Below are 14,561 nucleotides of genomic sequence, written 5' to 3'. Positions count from 1 at the left end.
TAAAAAAAACGTTTTTATTTAATTACCAATGTAATAGAAAACGCATTCTTAATTATAAACAAAAAAGCTGCGCCGAGATCTCGGCACAGCTTTTTTTATTTTCTGCTGTTATGTTCACTAACGATTACATTGACAAGTGACATCAAGATAGCTACGAATAACGCTGCACCAAATGAAGAAAAACTAAAATGTTCTGCTCCTACAAAAAAGGAAGTCATTTTAAGAATCGCTGCATTGATAACAAACGTAAACAATCCCAATGTGACTAATGTAAAGGGCAGGGACAGGATCGTCAGAATCGGTTTGACAAACATGTTCAACACAGATAATACGAAGCTGGCAAGGACGGCTGTCCAAATACTGCTCACATGGACCATCGCAGGAAAAAGAACAGCCAACGATATGAATGTTAACGTATTAACCAAAATACGCTGAAAGTACGACATTAAAAGTCACTCCATTCGTCATCATCGATTTTTTCCGCTTCTTTGCGTTTTTTTGTTTGTTCACGATAATTGTTTTTTTCATAATATGCATTGTTATGTCCATAGTTTGTTCGTGCAGAACGCGCAGATGGGATAATCAAAGCTAATAAAATGTATAAAATGATTGGACTTCCAAAAGCAACTAAGCTTAGGAATACATAAAGCACACGGATAACAGTGGGATCAATCCCGATATATTCCCCAATCCCTGCTAAAGTACCTGTCAAAACAACATTTTTATTGGATTTTGTCAACTTTTTTTTCATCATGTCTCACCTCTGTTCTACTATTTTAAATGAAGAAAATCGTTGTGACAACCTTCTTCTTAATCGGTGTTCAAGAGATAGCCTATCGGCAATAAGGCACAATTTTGTAAAATAGGGGAAGCTATTTTACAAAATCGCTTCTTATTGCTCAAGGCTGAACATCTCTTTCACAACCTCTTTATTTATCTGTATCTTTTAAATAGATACTTCCTGTTGTCGTTGAAAGTTGCACTTGCGCGATCTCATCATCTGAAACACGACGGAATTGCAACATTTGGTTTGTCCGTTCTTTTTTCTCACGAACTACTTCGTAATTGGACAGACGGCTGTTGATGCTTCCAAGACTTGTTTTAGCGTGTCCTTCCAAACCGATGGTATCTGGTAAAGCAACTTTGACATTCCCGTTCACTGAACTTGCTTCTACTTTTTTCAAATTATCTTCTTTAATCGTAAGACGTACATCACCATTTACTAAAGACACAGAAAGGTTTTCTGGTGTGGCACCAAATGTCACTGTGCCGTTTACTGTTTCGATAATAGAATCTAAGATGTTCCCGTTTCGAATATCGATATTGCCGTTTACACCTTCTACTTCCAACATCGTTGCAGTTAATTGGTTCACGATGATGTTCCCATTCGTAGATTTTGTATAAATATCTTTAGCTTCCAATGTCTCAATCATGATGTTGCCATTTAGAAGTTTGATAGCTGCATGGTCGTATACTCGTTTAGGCAAGTAGAAAACAAGGTCTGCACGCACACGCTTATTTGGAATTTGGAAGGAGATATGATCTTCATTGACCTCGATCTGGCTCCGTTCAGAGAATGCTTCAAATGGTTCAGCACCCATTTTTCCGTAAAGTTTGATCTTAGCTTCCACTTTCACATCATCACTGTCCCACGTTTTTAACGTCACGTTTCCGTTTGCTGCCTTGATATCAAGGATACTTGCTGCAGGAGCTTCATAGTAAAATTCGTGTTCAAATTTCGTTGTCGCAATTCCAGGGACACGTAAGCTGACATCTTTCCATTCCATGTTGTCATTTACTGTTTCTGAAACAGTTTGGAATGTTTTCTTCAAGAATTTGCCTAACTGTGATCCAGCTTCTGACATTTTTTCGCCTACTTGATTCAGCGTATCTGTCGCTTGATCTTTCCAATCATCTGGCAATTCAAACTTATCCGTAAACGTTTCTTTTTTCTCAGACCATTGGTTCTTGCGGATATCTTTTAATTCTGCTTCCAGCTTCAATTGTTCTTCTAATAGTGTATCGCCGGTTGCTTCTAACTCTTTGATTTCTGCTTCTAACGTTTGACGCTGTGCTAATTCTTCTTCTGTCAATTCGCCTAATTCTTCTTTTGTATTCAGCTGCATCAATGCTTCCTGTTTCTCATTACGTGCTGCCTTATTGTCAGCAAATTGAGCATTTACTTCGTCTAGACGCGCCGAAGTTTTATTCGCTTCAGTTGCTAGTTCATCTAAGATCTTTTCTAAGTTTTCTTGATCTTGTCTTTCTTTTTCTTTTGGATCAACTGGCTCAGAAATTCTTTCTTCACCGTTTTCAAGTTCATCGATCAATTGACTTGCCTGATCTTTTTCTTTATGACTAGCAGTTACCTTCTCTGCTTCTTTTTTGATTTGTTTTTCGTCTTTTTCAGTTGCCATGCTTTCTAATAAATCTAAGCCTTCTTCAGTCGAAAGGATTCCTTTTTTCACTAAGTCTAAAATACGTTCTCTTTCTTTCATGGAAATTGCCTCCTTAAGCAAAATTGTTTGCAAGCTTTTCCTTACATCCATATTATGCACTGATTCAGTAAAAATGTCATAGGACTTAAGTTGTAACTTTTACTCCATCTTGAGATGTTCTTTCTTTTTTGTAAAGAGATATGCTGTAGTCACGCAAGTTAAGGGCAGGACAAGTAGTGCGGCCAATGTGGTAAGGATAGCCATCGTATATTCCAAGACAAATGATTTTTCATTGATTATTTGCTGAAAAGGAATGTCTAAATCAATGAACCAAAGAATCAACGCTAAAGAACTCCCCATAAACGCAAAAAGAAGAGTCATCACTGTTGACGCCAATATTTTTTTAGCAATGGCAAAACTAGCATGGCGCAATTGGTTAAAAGACAAATGTGGATTTGCCTGATATACTTCGAATGTTCCACTAGAAATCGCTACACTCGCATCTAAAACAGCACCGCTAAGACTGATCAGAAGCAACGACCTCGCAAGTAGTCTAAAATCAATTGCTAACGTCTTATCTAAGCCAGATAGTTCTTCTAGTTCTATCGAAGTAAACCCTTGGATCGCTAAAAAATCAGTGATAGGAATCAATAGTAGGAAACAAAACAAAAAGATCAGTATACTGGCAAAAGCGGCTCGCATTTTCAGATTATAACCGTTGATAAAAAATAAGATAACCACAGCGATCAATAGGAATCCTATAATCGACAATACCAATATCGGCCACTTCTGATGATAGCCGAATAATAATAGGAAAAAGATTCCTAAATTAATGAATAATCCTAAAAGAATATACATACCTTGCGTACCACCGACAAATAGCACACTAATTGCAAAAATCCCAACAAGTATAATAAGTACATTCATTTTTTTAACCTCCTTACAGCGAGAAAAAAGAGGACCGCGATGGGGATTGATAATACTATTCCTAAGCTGCCAGCAATGACGCGTAAAAATTCTAATGATAAATGTTGTTCTACCGTTTCTTTGAAAGACCATTGATTTCCTAAATATAACAGAAGCGATGGAATCGCTCCGCTGATATAGACGAATAAAAGGATATTAGCCATCGAACCAATCACATCTCGGCCCACTTGCCTTCCTGAAAGCCATAACTGTTTCGCTGATATTTTCGGTTGTTGCTTGGTCAATTCTTCTAATGTCGCAATGACTGTGATCACGGTATCGAGTGTCCCTCCAGCTGTCCCGATCAGCACGCTGGAAAGAAAAACAGAACGATACGGTCGTGTCAGATAATTCAGTTCTTCATAGCGCAGTCCTTGATCTTTCCAATGATTCATTGTCAAAAGACAAATAAAAAATGCTAAAAAAACACTTGTAACTGCAGCCGAAATTTTGATTATACTGCTTCTATTCCATCCGTCTAATGCCAATATACTAACGATTATCCCTATAACGACAAATAAGATTACTATATTTAAGAGAGAAATGCCTTCTGTTTTGGCAAAGAGGAGCAACAAAAGTAAAAGTAAAACGATGTTGACGATGAGACTTCCTAAAGCAAATACACCCTGTTTTCCACCAATAAGCAACATGGTGCCAATGAAGATACTTGTAAAGAAAAAAAGCCAGCCATCATTTTTTTTGCTACTAGTTGCCATTCATCTCCATGCATTTGGACAAGATAGATTTGTCTTGTTGTTATATTTGCTGTTTCGATTTGATTTTTTTGATAAGGAGCCGATAAAGAAATCACTTCTCCTTTTTGGTCCGTGTTCATCAATCTTCCTGTAATCAATTGCTGATCCTCTTCTATTCTCACTCTTTCGATCTCGATAACAGGTACGTCATATAGAGCAGCTTGACGCTGAATAAACCATGAAGCAAGTATACAAATAAAAAATAGAGTGATGATGATGCTAATCTTTTTTTGCATTCTTTATCCTTTCTATTGGAATAATGAAAAGGGTTTGTGACATGTTTTGTCACAAACCCTTTTCCCGAATAAACAGTGTTCAAAAGCTTGCATCTGCGGTAATAAGTCCAATCAAACGAAAAATAGGAGGAGCTATTTTTGTTTGGCTGTTCTTATTACTTGATGCAGGACAGCTTTTTCACAACCTCTTCACTAAACGGTGTTCAATCAGCTGACCTTCGGTATTAGCTCAAAAAACGGCAAAATATGAGGAACTATTTTTCCGTTTTTTTCTCTAATACTCAGGTCAAAACGCTGATTTCACAACCTCTTTTCCTAAATAAACAGCAGAATCACAACTTCAGTTTAGAAAATCTCATTGTGGTTCGTATTTAACTCAGTGATTTTCCCTGTAGCCAAGTAGACGATCCATTCACAGATGTTTGTCACATAGTCTCCGATTCGTTCTAGATAACTGGCAACATTCAAATAGTCTGTTCCACTGATGACTGTTTCAGGATTTTCTTGCATGTTTTTGATGGTTGCATTATAGATTCGATTGAAATAGTCATTGACTCTTTGATCCATATTGGCGATCGTACGCGCGTCTTTTTCGTCTGTTTTGACATATGCAACTAGGACGTTGTCCACCATTTTTTTCACGTAATCGGACATATCGGAGATCTCTTTTTCGATTTCCGGTATTCTCGTCTGTCCTTTTACGCGGATTGTGGATTTAGCAACGGACACCGCATGATCGGCCATACGTTCTAAATCAGAGCTAGCTTTCATGACCGTGATAATCATACGCAAGTCAGTTGTAACTGGCTGTTGCAATGCAATCATTTCAAAACTTTTTTTCTCCAAACGCGTTTCCATATTATTGATATTTATATCGTTTTCGATAACTTCTTGAGCTAAGATTTTATCGTGTTTGATGTATGCACGAACTGACTTGTGCACAGCGCTGCTCACCATCATCCCCATTTCGTAGAACTGATTATGGAGATTCAGCAATTCTTCTTCAAATTGTGTACGTAGCATTCCGTTTCCTCCTTATCCAAATCGACCTGAAATATAATCTTCTGTCTCTTGTTTTTCTGGATTCATGAATATCTTCTTCGTATCGTTGTATTCGATCAAGTGACCATCTAAAAAGAATGCCGTCTTATCTGAAATACGTGAAGCTTGAGACATATTATGGGTCACGATGATCATCGTATACCGCTCTCTTAATTCTAACAGCATACTTTCGATTTTCCCAGTAGAAACAGGGTCAAGTGCACTAGTTGGTTCATCCAATAAGATGATTTCGGGATTCACTGCCAAAACACGTGCGATACATACACGCTGCTGCTGCCCACCGGATAAAGACAAGGCACTTTTATGCAGTTTATCCTTCACATCCTCCCAAACAGACGCTGCCTTCAGACTTTCTTCCACTACTTGATCAAGGACTTTTTTATCTTTTTCTCCTTTTAACTTCAATCCATAGATGACATTTTCATAAATAGAAAAAGGAAATGGATTTGGCTGCTGGAACACCATGCCGATTTCTTTTCTTAGTTCAACAACATCTGTTTTCGGACCATAGATGTCTTTGTCTTTATATAAAACACTTCCGGTGATCGTTACATTTGGAATCAGATCGTTCATTCGATTCAACGAACGTAGATAGGTAGATTTCCCGCAACCAGAAGGACCGATCATCGCTGTGATTTCACCTTGATTGAAACTTAGATCGATTCCCTTTAGTGCTTCTTTCTTTCCATAATACAGATGAAGATCTTTGGATGAGATAATTTCTTTTGTCATGTTGAGGCCTCCGTCTTAACCAAAATGACCGGACACATAATCTTCGGTTGCCTGAATTTTTGGTCTGGTAAATATCTTGTTTGTTTTGTCATATTCCATTACTTTTCCTAGATAGAAAAAGGCAGTGTAGTCGCTGATACGAGCTGCTTGTTGCATATTATGCGTCACGATGATGATCGTGTAGTCTTCTTTCAAGTTTACAAGTGTTTCTTCAACCGTTCCTGTCGAAATAGGATCCAAGGCACTTGCCGGCTCGTCTAACAGCAAGATATCGGGTTTCATCGCGATTGCACGAGCGATACACAAACGTTGCTGTTGTCCGCCAGATAAAGCCAAGGCACTTTTATCCAAGCTATCTTTTACTTGATCCCACAAAGCTGCTTGTTTCAAGCTTGTTTCAACGATTTCATCTAATTTCTTCTTGTTTTTTTCACCATGCTGTTTCAAAGCAAAAGTTATATTGTCATAAATCGATTTGCTAAAAGGGTTGGGGCGTTGGAACACCATGCCGATCCGTTTGCGCATTTCATAAACATCCACTTGAGGCGCATTGATATCCACGTCTTTATACATGATCTTTCCAGTGATTTTCGTATTAGCGATCCCATCATTCATACGATTCAAAGAACGAAGATACGTGGATTTTCCGCAGCCAGAGGGGCCAATCAATGCAGTGATCTTATTTTTTTCGAACTCTAGATCCACTCCCTTGATTGCTTCATTGTCGCCATACCAAACATGCAGATCATTCGTATATAATGCTACTTCCTTCTCTTTTGGCATGGTAATGACATTTGTTTCATTCCAATTATATTTTTTCATCTTACTTCTTCTCCTTAGGCTGAAGTCATTTTTCGGTATAATCGTTTGCCAATCGCACGAGCGCCGAAGTTGAACAGTAAAACAGCAATGATCAATACGGCAGAAGCACCAGCCGAAACAGAAACACCATCAGGCATCGTACCTTCTGTGTTGATCTTCCAAATATGGACAGCCAGTGTTTCAGCTTGGCGGAAAATGCTGATCGGACTAGAAACACTTAATGGATTCCAGTTCGTAAAATCTAATGCTGGCGCGCTTTGACCAGCTGTATAAATCAATGCGGCAGCTTCACCAAAAATTCTTCCTGAACTTAGGATCACACCAGTCAAAATTCCTGGTGTTGCTTCTGGAACAACCACTTTTATCACTGTTTCCCAGCGTGACAAACCTAACGCCAATCCAGCTTCTCGTTGTGTGTAATGGACCGCTTGTAAAGATTCCTCGACCGTTCGAGTCAAAAGAGGCAAGTTGAATACGGTCAAAGCCAATGCACCAGAAATGATTGAGAAACCATACTGGAATTGAATAACGAAAACCAAGAAACCGAATAAACCGACAACAACAGAAGGCAAAGAACTCAAGATCTCGATAGACGTACGGATTACGTCTGTCAGCCAGTTTTTTCCGGCATATTCTGAAAGATAGATACCCGCACCTAAAGAAATAGGAAAACTGATGATCATGGTAATCAAAAGCAAATAAATCGAGTTAAACAGTTGAATCCCGATACCACCGCCTTCTTGGTAGGCTTTGGAAGGTTCAGTCAAGAAAGACCATGAAATGTGCGGTATTCCTCGAACTAAGATATAAAGTAATAAAGCTGCTAAGATCAATACGATGATCCCTGAAACCACATATAGAACACCTGTAGCAATTTTATCTGAGCGTTTTGCGTTCATTATTTCAGCTCTCCTTTCTTCCCAATCATACGGATCACGATATTAAAGAATAATGACATCAATAGCAAGATCAGCGCTAATGACCATAACACATTATTTTCAACTGTTCCCATGATTGTATTTCCGATTCCCATTGTCAAGATGGACGTCAATGTAGAAGCAGGAGTAGTAAGTCCTGTTGGCATTAATGCCGCATTACCAATAACCATTTGGATAGCTAAGGCTTCGCCAAACGCACGAGCCATACCAAAAACGACTGCTGTTAAAATCCCGGGCACTGCTGCTCGCAGCACCACTTTGTAGATTGTTTGCCATCTTGTGGCACCTAGCGCTAATGAAGCTTCCCGATAGTGCCGTGGCACTGCCTTTAATGCATCCACAGTCATCGTTGTGACAGTCGGTAAGATCATAACGAATAACACAAATGTACCAGCTAAGATACCGAACCCTGTCCCGCCAAAGATACTTCTAACAAAAGGAACGATAACAGATAGACCGATAAATCCGTAAACGACAGATGGAATACCTACAAGTAGTTCGATGACCGGTTGCAAGATCTTCGTTCCGTTTTTAGGAGAAATCTCCGTCATGAATACTGCTGCTCCGATAGCAAATGGTGTGGCAACGATAGCTGATAAAAAAGTCACAATAAATGAACCTGTAATCATAGGCAATGCCCCTACCATTGGTTTCCCATTTGCTCCGATTTGGCTCGGATTCCAATCTGTACCAAACAGAAAATCAAATACATTGATCTTATCAGTAAAAAAGGTGGCCAAACCTTTACTAGCGACAAAATAAAAAATAGATAATACAACCAACACGATCAGCGCGATACATAAAAAACTAATAAATTTTCCGCGCTGTTCCATTTTTGAACGTTTTGATTTTGTTAATAATACTTTTTTCACATCTTCCACAGATGACTCCCCCTTAATCAGGTTTAACATACTCACTCAGTGTACAAATTGAACATCAATTTGGTTTTAATAACATGTAAAAGTTTAGCTAAGTTTGTAAATTTTGTGTAAAGATTACTCTTTAACAATGTTTCCTTGCCAATCACGTTCAACTTTCATATGTGAAACAGGGATATAGCCTAGCTCTCCGACAATATTATCTTGTACTTCATCAGATAAGATATAGTCTAAAAATTCTTTTGTCAGTTTTTTTGGATGGTCTCTTGTGTACATATGCTCATATGCCCAAATCGTCCATTTGTTCGTTGTCACATTTTCATCTGTTGGTTCCACACCGTTAACGTTCAACGTATCCACATCATCGGAAACGTAAGAAAAAGCAACATAGCTGATTGCTCCGGGTGTGTCCGCAACGATTTGGCGCACCATTCCGCTTGAATCTTGTTCTTGTGCCTGAACAGCTGTTTCTCCGTCCAATACCCATTTTTCAAACGTACTACGGGTCCCGCTTCCTGATGCACGGTTCAATATAACTACTGGCTGATCTTTCCCACCGACTTCACTCCAGTTTTTGATCTCGCCCGTAAATAATTTTTTCAGGTTTTCCATACTGATATCTTTTACGCCAATATCCTTGTTCACAATAGGAGTGATTCCAACAACTGCTACTCGATGATCGACTAATGCCGAAGCATCAATCCCTGATTTTTCTTCCGCGAACAAATCAGAATTTCCGATATCGACTGCTCCTGACTGTACTTGAGACAACCCAGTTCCGCTTCCGCCCCCTTGTACATTGATGAATTTTCCAGGATTTTCTGCCTGGTAGGTTTCAGCAACCGTTTCTACTAAAGGCTGTAAGGCAGAAGAGCCAACTGCAGTAATGGATTCTCCTCGATCAATCCACTTTGAACAGCCTGATAAAAGAATAGCTAATCCTATTATTGGTAAGAATAATTTTAGTTTTTTCATTAGAAATCTCCTTTAATCCTAAAGTATGTTTATTCTATCATTTTCATTACTTGATGAAAACGAATCAAAATCATTAAATAACAAAATAAATTCTCATAATTGCAAAAAAAGCTATATCATTAAAAGTTTCTATGCTATACTGGCTTTGAAATGTGTCTCTTTTAATAGCATATATTAGCTTATTTCTTGCTTTCCCCCAAAAACAAGAGATATCCCAAAGTTAATTTCGCTCATGCGAGACGCTTTCTCCATTTCTGACGTACTCTCAGAAATGGCCCCGAGAGAAAAGGACACGAGATCTCCATCTATTGATGGCTCTCCTGTCCTTTTTGTATTTTAAAGGAGCGGCGAAATCAGTCTTGCTAATCCTTCTTTCATCTTGATCATCATCCCTCGGTTTTCATACACTTCTTTTGTGAGATGCGTCGAAATCTTTGAATCTTCAAAGAATGCTTTTCTTACGCGAGAAGCCATTCGTTCATCATAGATCAGTGTATTGACCTCAAAATCCAATCTAAATGAGCGAACGTCGATATTAGCTGAACCAACGGAAACGATGCCGCCATCGATAATCATCGTCTTTGCATGGATAAATCCATTTTCATATGTTTCGATTCTTGCCCCATACTCGATCAGCTCTGCAGCGAAAGAATACGTTGCCCAGTAAACGAGAAGATGATCTGGTTTGTTAGGTATTTGGATATGGACTTTTACGCCTGAGAGAAGAGCCAACTTCAATGCCTCATGAATCGATCCATCCGGTATGTAATACGGCGTTTGGATCAATATCTCCCGTTTGGCTAACGAAATCATTTTCAAATATGTCATTTTGATTTGCTCATGTTCAGTATCTGGTCCGCTTGTCACGATTTGAACAGCCATATCACCTGTAGAATGAATGGACGGGAAAAATTCCGGTGAATAGCCTACTTCTTTTGTATGCTGAGAATTCCAGTCCATCAAAAAACGGTTTTGCAAGGTGTAAACCGCTTCTCCATAGATACGCAGATGATTGTCTCGCCAATAACCAAATTTCTTTACCAATCCTAGATATTCGTTTCCAACATTGAACCCACCTGTATATCCGATTTTCCCATCAATCACTACGATTTTACGATGATTGCGATAATTGATTCGAGGATTGATATACGGAACGAATAGAGGAAAGAAAAATGCGACTTCTCCGCCAGCTTTTTTTAAATTCTGAAAAAAACTAGAAGAAACTTGTGTGGAACCCCATGCATCAAGAAGGACTCTGACTTTTACTCCGCGTCTTGCTGCCTCTGTCAATGCCTCTCGAACTTCTTCACCTAATGTATCACTGCGGTAAATATAATATTGGAAATGGATATGGTCTTCTGCCTGTTTGATATCCTCGATCAGCGCATCGAATTTTTCACGACCATCTGTAAATAAAGTGATTTCATTTTTAGTCGTATAAAGCGTACTTTCAAATACAGTAAGCATATAGATCAATTGTTTCACATCTACTTGTCCAGTAGGCGGATGAGGATAAAGTCCTCGCATCAATGCTTGTTTATCTTCTTCGATTTCTAGATTCTTACCGATTTTCCCTTGGATCTTCAAATCAAAGATTTTCTCTTTGGAAATCCCTCTTCCTAAAAAAATATATAAAATAAATCCTACAACTGGAATGAACATCAAAACGAGCAACCATGCCCATGTTTGCGCAGTTTCCTTTCTTTCTCGAAAAACGATAATAAAGGAAAGCAAAATATTCATAATCAAAAGGATCGTAAAAAAATTGTCAACGATAATCTTCACGGCTTCACCTCTTTTTCTACCAACTTAAGAATACCCAAGTTGTTTTTTAAAGTAAAGAGAAAAAAGCCGCCCCATTTACTCCACCTAGCTGATAAAAAAAGAAAGCTGGAACGAAATCGTCCAACTTTCTGATTATATTTATCTTGTGACACTAGAATTTCAAGAAACGTCTCATAGAGATGATCGAGCCGAGTGAACCAATGATCACACCAATACCGACCATCAAAAGATTGATTTTCCAAACGATATTTTCTGGATGGATCAATGAATAATGAGATCGTAATAATGACGGATTGATCAATTGGTAAAACCATGCGTAACCAAATGTAATGATCAGTATCGGAAGAATGGCACCGATTAAGCCGATCCAACCACCTTCAAGGAAAAATGGCCAGCGGATATATCCATTTTTTGCTCCTACTAAACGCATGATTTGAATTTCACGCTGTCTAGATAAAATCGTGATCCGAATCGTGTTAGAAATGAGAAACATTGCTACAAACAACAGCAATGCCGCCGCAACTAATCCCCATGTTCGAACTGCACCAGCAATTTGGAAAATCCGATCTGAGGAAGGCCCACCGTAATCAGAACGGGAAACATTCTTCAAATCTGCCGCTTTTTCTGATACTTGTTTTGTATAAGAAGGATCGGTAGCACTTACTACGTATACATCATATAACGGGTTATTATCCCCTTCAAACAATTTCCAAGAATCACCCATTTCTTTTTGGATTTTCTTCAATTCCTGTTCTTTGCTTGAAAATTCGACTTTTTTGACATGATCTAAGTCATTTAATTCTTTTTCTAGTTTTTTCATCTCTTCGTCTTTTGTACCAATGTCTACGAACACAGATACATCCACGTTTCCTTCTATATCTTGTGCTAGTTTGGTTGCGTTCATGATGACCGCCATGAACACACCAACTAAAGTCAACGTGATCGTTACCGCACTGACCGAAGCTACTGTCATCCAGCCGTTACGTTTCAAACTCTTGATACTTTCTAATAAATGGCGGAAAAAGGTTCTAATCATCGTATCCATATTCCCCTTCCGCTTGGTCTCGAATAATGCGGCCGTTTTCGATAGCAATTACTCGGTGTCGAATCGTATTTACGATCGTACTGTTATGTGTAGCCATCACGACAGTTGTTCCTTGTGCATTGATCCGATCTAATAGTTTCATGATTTCCCATGAGTTTTCCGGATCTAGATTCCCTGTCGGTTCATCCGCGATAAGTACTTTAGGTGTATTTACGATTGCTCGGGCAATAGAAACACGTTGTTGTTCCCCACCAGATAATTCGCTAGGAAAGACTCGGACTTTGTGTTTCAAACCAACAAGATCCAGCACTTCCATTACTCGTTTTTTGATATCCCGAGGTTTTCTGCCGATAACTTGCATGGCGTACGCAACATTTTCATATACTGTTTTTCTTGGTAATAATTTATAGTCTTGGAACACCACGCCGATTTCTCTGCGTAGATAAGGAACTTCGCGGTTTTTGATGGCTATTAGATCATGACCTGCGACGTTCAAAGTTCCTTTTGAAGCTTTTTCTTCTCGATACATCAATTTGATGAATGTAGATTTACCAGCTCCAGACGGACCAACAACATACACAAACTCTCCTTGTTCGATGACAATCGAGAGATTGCGGATAGCAGTGGTACCGTTTGAGTACTTCTTCATTACATCCTTCATTTCAATCATGGCGTTCTCTCCATATCTTTTTCAGTCTTTAGCTATTATAGCATGGCAATGTTTCAACTTGCTTGCAAAATCTTACAATTTTATTTCAATTTAACAAAGGGCTCTTATTGCAGATGCATTTTCAAATAGCCGTCAATAAATAAATCAAGATCTCCGTCCATAACAGCTTGGACATTTCCTGTCTCTACGTTTGTCCGATGGTCTTTTACCATAGAATATGGATGGAAAACATAAGAACGGATCTGTGATCCCCAGCCGATTTCTTTTTGTTCTCCTCTCAGTGCAGCTGCTTCTTGTTCTTTCTTTTCCACTTCTAATTGGTAAAGCTTAGCTTTCAGCATCCCCATCGCTTGTTCCCGGTTTTTCAATTGTGAACGTTGTGCCTGACTCGCTACTACTGTTCCTGTAGGCAAGTGAGTGATTCGTACAGCGGATTCTGTCTTATTGATGTGCTGACCACCTGCACCACTTGCCCGATATGTGTCGATCTTCAAATCATCTGGATTGATTTCTATATCGATCGTTTCATCAAGCTCTGGCATCACATCTACCGAACAAAAAGAAGTATGACGACGTTTTGCTGAGTCAAAAGGCGAGATACGTACAAGGCGATGAACACCTTTTTCTGCTTTCAGATAGCCAAATGCGTTGTGTCCTTTGATCAGCAGGGTCACACTCTTGATTCCTGCTTCATCGCCTGCTTGATAATCTAGTGTCTCTACTTGATACCCATGCTGCTCTGCCCAGCGTGTATACATGCGTAAAAGCATGCTGCCCCAGTCTTGGGACTCCGTTCCGCCAGCCCCTGGATGCAATTCGACGATGGCGTTGTTTCGATCATAAGGACCATCTAACAACATAGATAATTCATACGTATTCATTTTTTCATCTAGCGCATTGATACGTGTTTCTGCTTCTTCTTGCATTACTGCATCAGGTTCTTCCTGCAACATCTCCACCATCAATTCGATTTCTTCCAGTTCTTCAGCAAGAGAATGGAATTGATCATAAGTTTCTTTATTTGCATTGTTTTCACTGATCACTTTTTGAGCAGCTTCGCTATCATCCCAAAAACCAGGTTCAGCCATTTTTGCTTCTGCTTCCGCAATGTCTTCTTCCAGCTGGTCTAAGTCAAAGAGACCTCCTGAAGCTTGTGACCTTTTCCTGCATTTCTGTCAGGAGATTTCGAATTTCGGATATTTCCATGTTTTTTTCCTTCTTTCACTATACTTTTTTTATTATATCTAGTCTAACAGAAT

At 39.0% G+C, this 14,561-nt stretch carries 16 protein-coding genes; all 16 read right to left on the bottom strand.

Going from position 1 to position 14,561, the window contains the following annotated elements; genetic code table 11:
* Window positions 1–95 precede the first annotated feature (95 nt).
* On the bottom strand, window positions 96–446 hold the full coding sequence (locus A5849_RS05645; RefSeq protein WP_002303620.1) for a phage holin family protein: 351 nt from the start codon (window positions 444–446) through the stop codon (window positions 96–98).
* On the bottom strand, window positions 446–754 hold the full coding sequence (locus A5849_RS05640; protein ID WP_002292752.1) for a PspC domain-containing protein: 309 nt from the start codon (window positions 752–754) through the stop codon (window positions 446–448). The genes A5849_RS05645 and A5849_RS05640 overlap by 1 nt, the downstream gene beginning before the upstream one ends.
* Window positions 755–929: 175 nt before the next feature.
* The gene (gene liaX, locus A5849_RS05635; protein ID WP_025478129.1) at window positions 930–2,498 is read right to left on the bottom strand and encodes a daptomycin-sensing surface protein LiaX; all 1,569 of its coding nucleotides are present in this window, start codon (window positions 2,496–2,498) and stop codon (window positions 930–932) included.
* 99 nt (window positions 2,499–2,597) lie between these two features.
* A complete protein-coding gene (locus A5849_RS05630) occupies window positions 2,598–3,365 on the bottom strand; it encodes a YibE/F family protein (RefSeq protein WP_002292754.1) in 768 nt (255 codons plus the stop codon).
* Window positions 3,362–4,054 carry a YibE/F family protein gene (locus tag A5849_RS05625; RefSeq protein WP_002348473.1) on the bottom strand — a complete coding sequence of 231 codons (693 nt, stop codon included), beginning with the start codon at window positions 4,052–4,054 and terminating at the stop codon, window positions 3,362–3,364. Before A5849_RS05625 ends, A5849_RS05630 begins: the two co-directional genes overlap by 4 nt.
* On the bottom strand, window positions 4,015–4,395 hold the full coding sequence (locus tag A5849_RS15155) for a hypothetical protein (RefSeq protein ID WP_002348472.1): 381 nt from the start codon (window positions 4,393–4,395) through the stop codon (window positions 4,015–4,017). Before A5849_RS15155 ends, A5849_RS05625 begins: the two co-directional genes overlap by 40 nt.
* Before the next feature lie 345 nt (window positions 4,396–4,740).
* Window positions 4,741–5,418: a phosphate signaling complex protein PhoU gene (gene phoU / locus A5849_RS05615; RefSeq protein ID WP_002289490.1), complete on the bottom strand. Its 678-nt coding sequence runs from the start codon at window positions 5,416–5,418 to the stop codon at window positions 4,741–4,743.
* A gap of 12 nt (window positions 5,419–5,430) precedes the next feature.
* Window positions 5,431–6,189 (bottom strand): phosphate ABC transporter ATP-binding protein PstB, encoded by a 759-nt coding sequence (gene pstB, locus A5849_RS05610; RefSeq protein ID WP_002292757.1) that lies wholly within the window; start codon window positions 6,187–6,189, stop codon window positions 5,431–5,433.
* A gap of 15 nt (window positions 6,190–6,204) precedes the next feature.
* Entirely contained in the window at window positions 6,205–7,011 is an 807-nt protein-coding gene (gene pstB, locus A5849_RS05605) for a phosphate ABC transporter ATP-binding protein PstB (protein ID WP_002292758.1), read from the bottom strand.
* A gap of 14 nt (window positions 7,012–7,025) precedes the next feature.
* Window positions 7,026–7,910 carry a phosphate ABC transporter permease PstA gene (gene pstA / locus A5849_RS05600; protein ID WP_002292759.1) on the bottom strand — a complete coding sequence of 295 codons (885 nt, stop codon included), beginning with the start codon at window positions 7,908–7,910 and terminating at the stop codon, window positions 7,026–7,028.
* The gene (gene pstC, locus A5849_RS05595) at window positions 7,910–8,830 is read right to left on the bottom strand and encodes a phosphate ABC transporter permease subunit PstC (protein ID WP_002292761.1); all 921 of its coding nucleotides are present in this window, start codon (window positions 8,828–8,830) and stop codon (window positions 7,910–7,912) included. The genes pstA and pstC overlap by 1 nt, the downstream gene beginning before the upstream one ends.
* A gap of 114 nt (window positions 8,831–8,944) precedes the next feature.
* Window positions 8,945–9,802, bottom strand: a complete 858-nt coding sequence (locus A5849_RS05590; protein ID WP_002347800.1) for a phosphate ABC transporter substrate-binding protein PstS — start codon at window positions 9,800–9,802, stop codon at window positions 8,945–8,947.
* A 336-nt stretch (window positions 9,803–10,138) separates the two neighbouring features.
* On the bottom strand, window positions 10,139–11,587 hold the full coding sequence (cls, locus tag A5849_RS05585) for a cardiolipin synthase (RefSeq protein WP_086309985.1): 1,449 nt from the start codon (window positions 11,585–11,587) through the stop codon (window positions 10,139–10,141).
* 151 nt (window positions 11,588–11,738) lie between these two features.
* Window positions 11,739–12,623 carry a permease-like cell division protein FtsX gene (gene ftsX / locus A5849_RS05580; RefSeq protein WP_280515002.1) on the bottom strand — a complete coding sequence of 295 codons (885 nt, stop codon included), beginning with the start codon at window positions 12,621–12,623 and terminating at the stop codon, window positions 11,739–11,741.
* A complete protein-coding gene (gene ftsE, locus A5849_RS05575; RefSeq protein WP_002292768.1) occupies window positions 12,616–13,302 on the bottom strand; it encodes a cell division ATP-binding protein FtsE in 687 nt (228 codons plus the stop codon). The genes ftsX and ftsE overlap by 8 nt, the downstream gene beginning before the upstream one ends.
* A gap of 104 nt (window positions 13,303–13,406) precedes the next feature.
* A protein-coding gene (gene prfB / locus A5849_RS05570) for a peptide chain release factor 2 (RefSeq protein WP_179189218.1) occupies window positions 13,407–14,508 on the bottom strand; the annotation gives its coding sequence in 2 pieces (ribosomal slippage) (window positions 13,407–14,435 and window positions 14,437–14,508; 1,101 coding nt in all).
* Window positions 14,509–14,561 lie beyond the last annotated feature (53 nt).

The sequence above is a fragment of the Enterococcus sp. 10F3_DIV0382 genome (assembly GCF_002140245.1).
Taxonomy (GTDB): Bacteria; Bacillota; Bacilli; order Lactobacillales; family Enterococcaceae; genus Enterococcus_B; species Enterococcus_B lactis.
This window is presented reverse-complemented; position numbering and strand designations above follow the sequence as displayed.

Coding starts and splice junctions, on each gene's coding strand:
- A5849_RS05645 (WP_002303620.1), bottom strand. CDS start 446: ATGTCGTACTTTCAGCGTATTTTGGTTAATACGTTAACATTCATATCG.
- A5849_RS05640 (WP_002292752.1), bottom strand. CDS start 754: ATGATGAAAAAAAAGTTGACAAAATCCAATAAAAATGTTGTTTTGACA.
- liaX (WP_025478129.1), bottom strand. CDS start 2,498: ATGAAAGAAAGAGAACGTATTTTAGACTTAGTGAAAAAAGGAATCCTT.
- A5849_RS05630 (WP_002292754.1), bottom strand. CDS start 3,365: ATGAATGTACTTATTATACTTGTTGGGATTTTTGCAATTAGTGTGCTA.
- A5849_RS05625 (WP_002348473.1), bottom strand. CDS start 4,054: ATGTTGCTTATTGGTGGAAAACAGGGTGTATTTGCTTTAGGAAGTCTC.
- A5849_RS15155 (WP_002348472.1), bottom strand. CDS start 4,395: ATGCAAAAAAAGATTAGCATCATCATCACTCTATTTTTTATTTGTATA.
- phoU (WP_002289490.1), bottom strand. CDS start 5,418: ATGCTACGTACACAATTTGAAGAAGAATTGCTGAATCTCCATAATCAG.
- pstB (WP_002292757.1), bottom strand. CDS start 6,189: ATGACAAAAGAAATTATCTCATCCAAAGATCTTCATCTGTATTATGGA.
- pstB (WP_002292758.1), bottom strand. CDS start 7,011: ATGAAAAAATATAATTGGAATGAAACAAATGTCATTACCATGCCAAAA.
- pstA (WP_002292759.1), bottom strand. CDS start 7,910: ATGAACGCAAAACGCTCAGATAAAATTGCTACAGGTGTTCTATATGTG.
- A5849_RS05590 (WP_002347800.1), bottom strand. CDS start 9,802: ATGAAAAAACTAAAATTATTCTTACCAATAATAGGATTAGCTATTCTT.
- ftsX (WP_280515002.1), bottom strand. CDS start 12,623: ATGATTAGAACCTTTTTCCGCCATTTATTAGAAAGTATCAAGAGTTTG.
- ftsE (WP_002292768.1), bottom strand. CDS start 13,302: ATGATTGAAATGAAGGATGTAATGAAGAAGTACTCAAACGGTACCACT.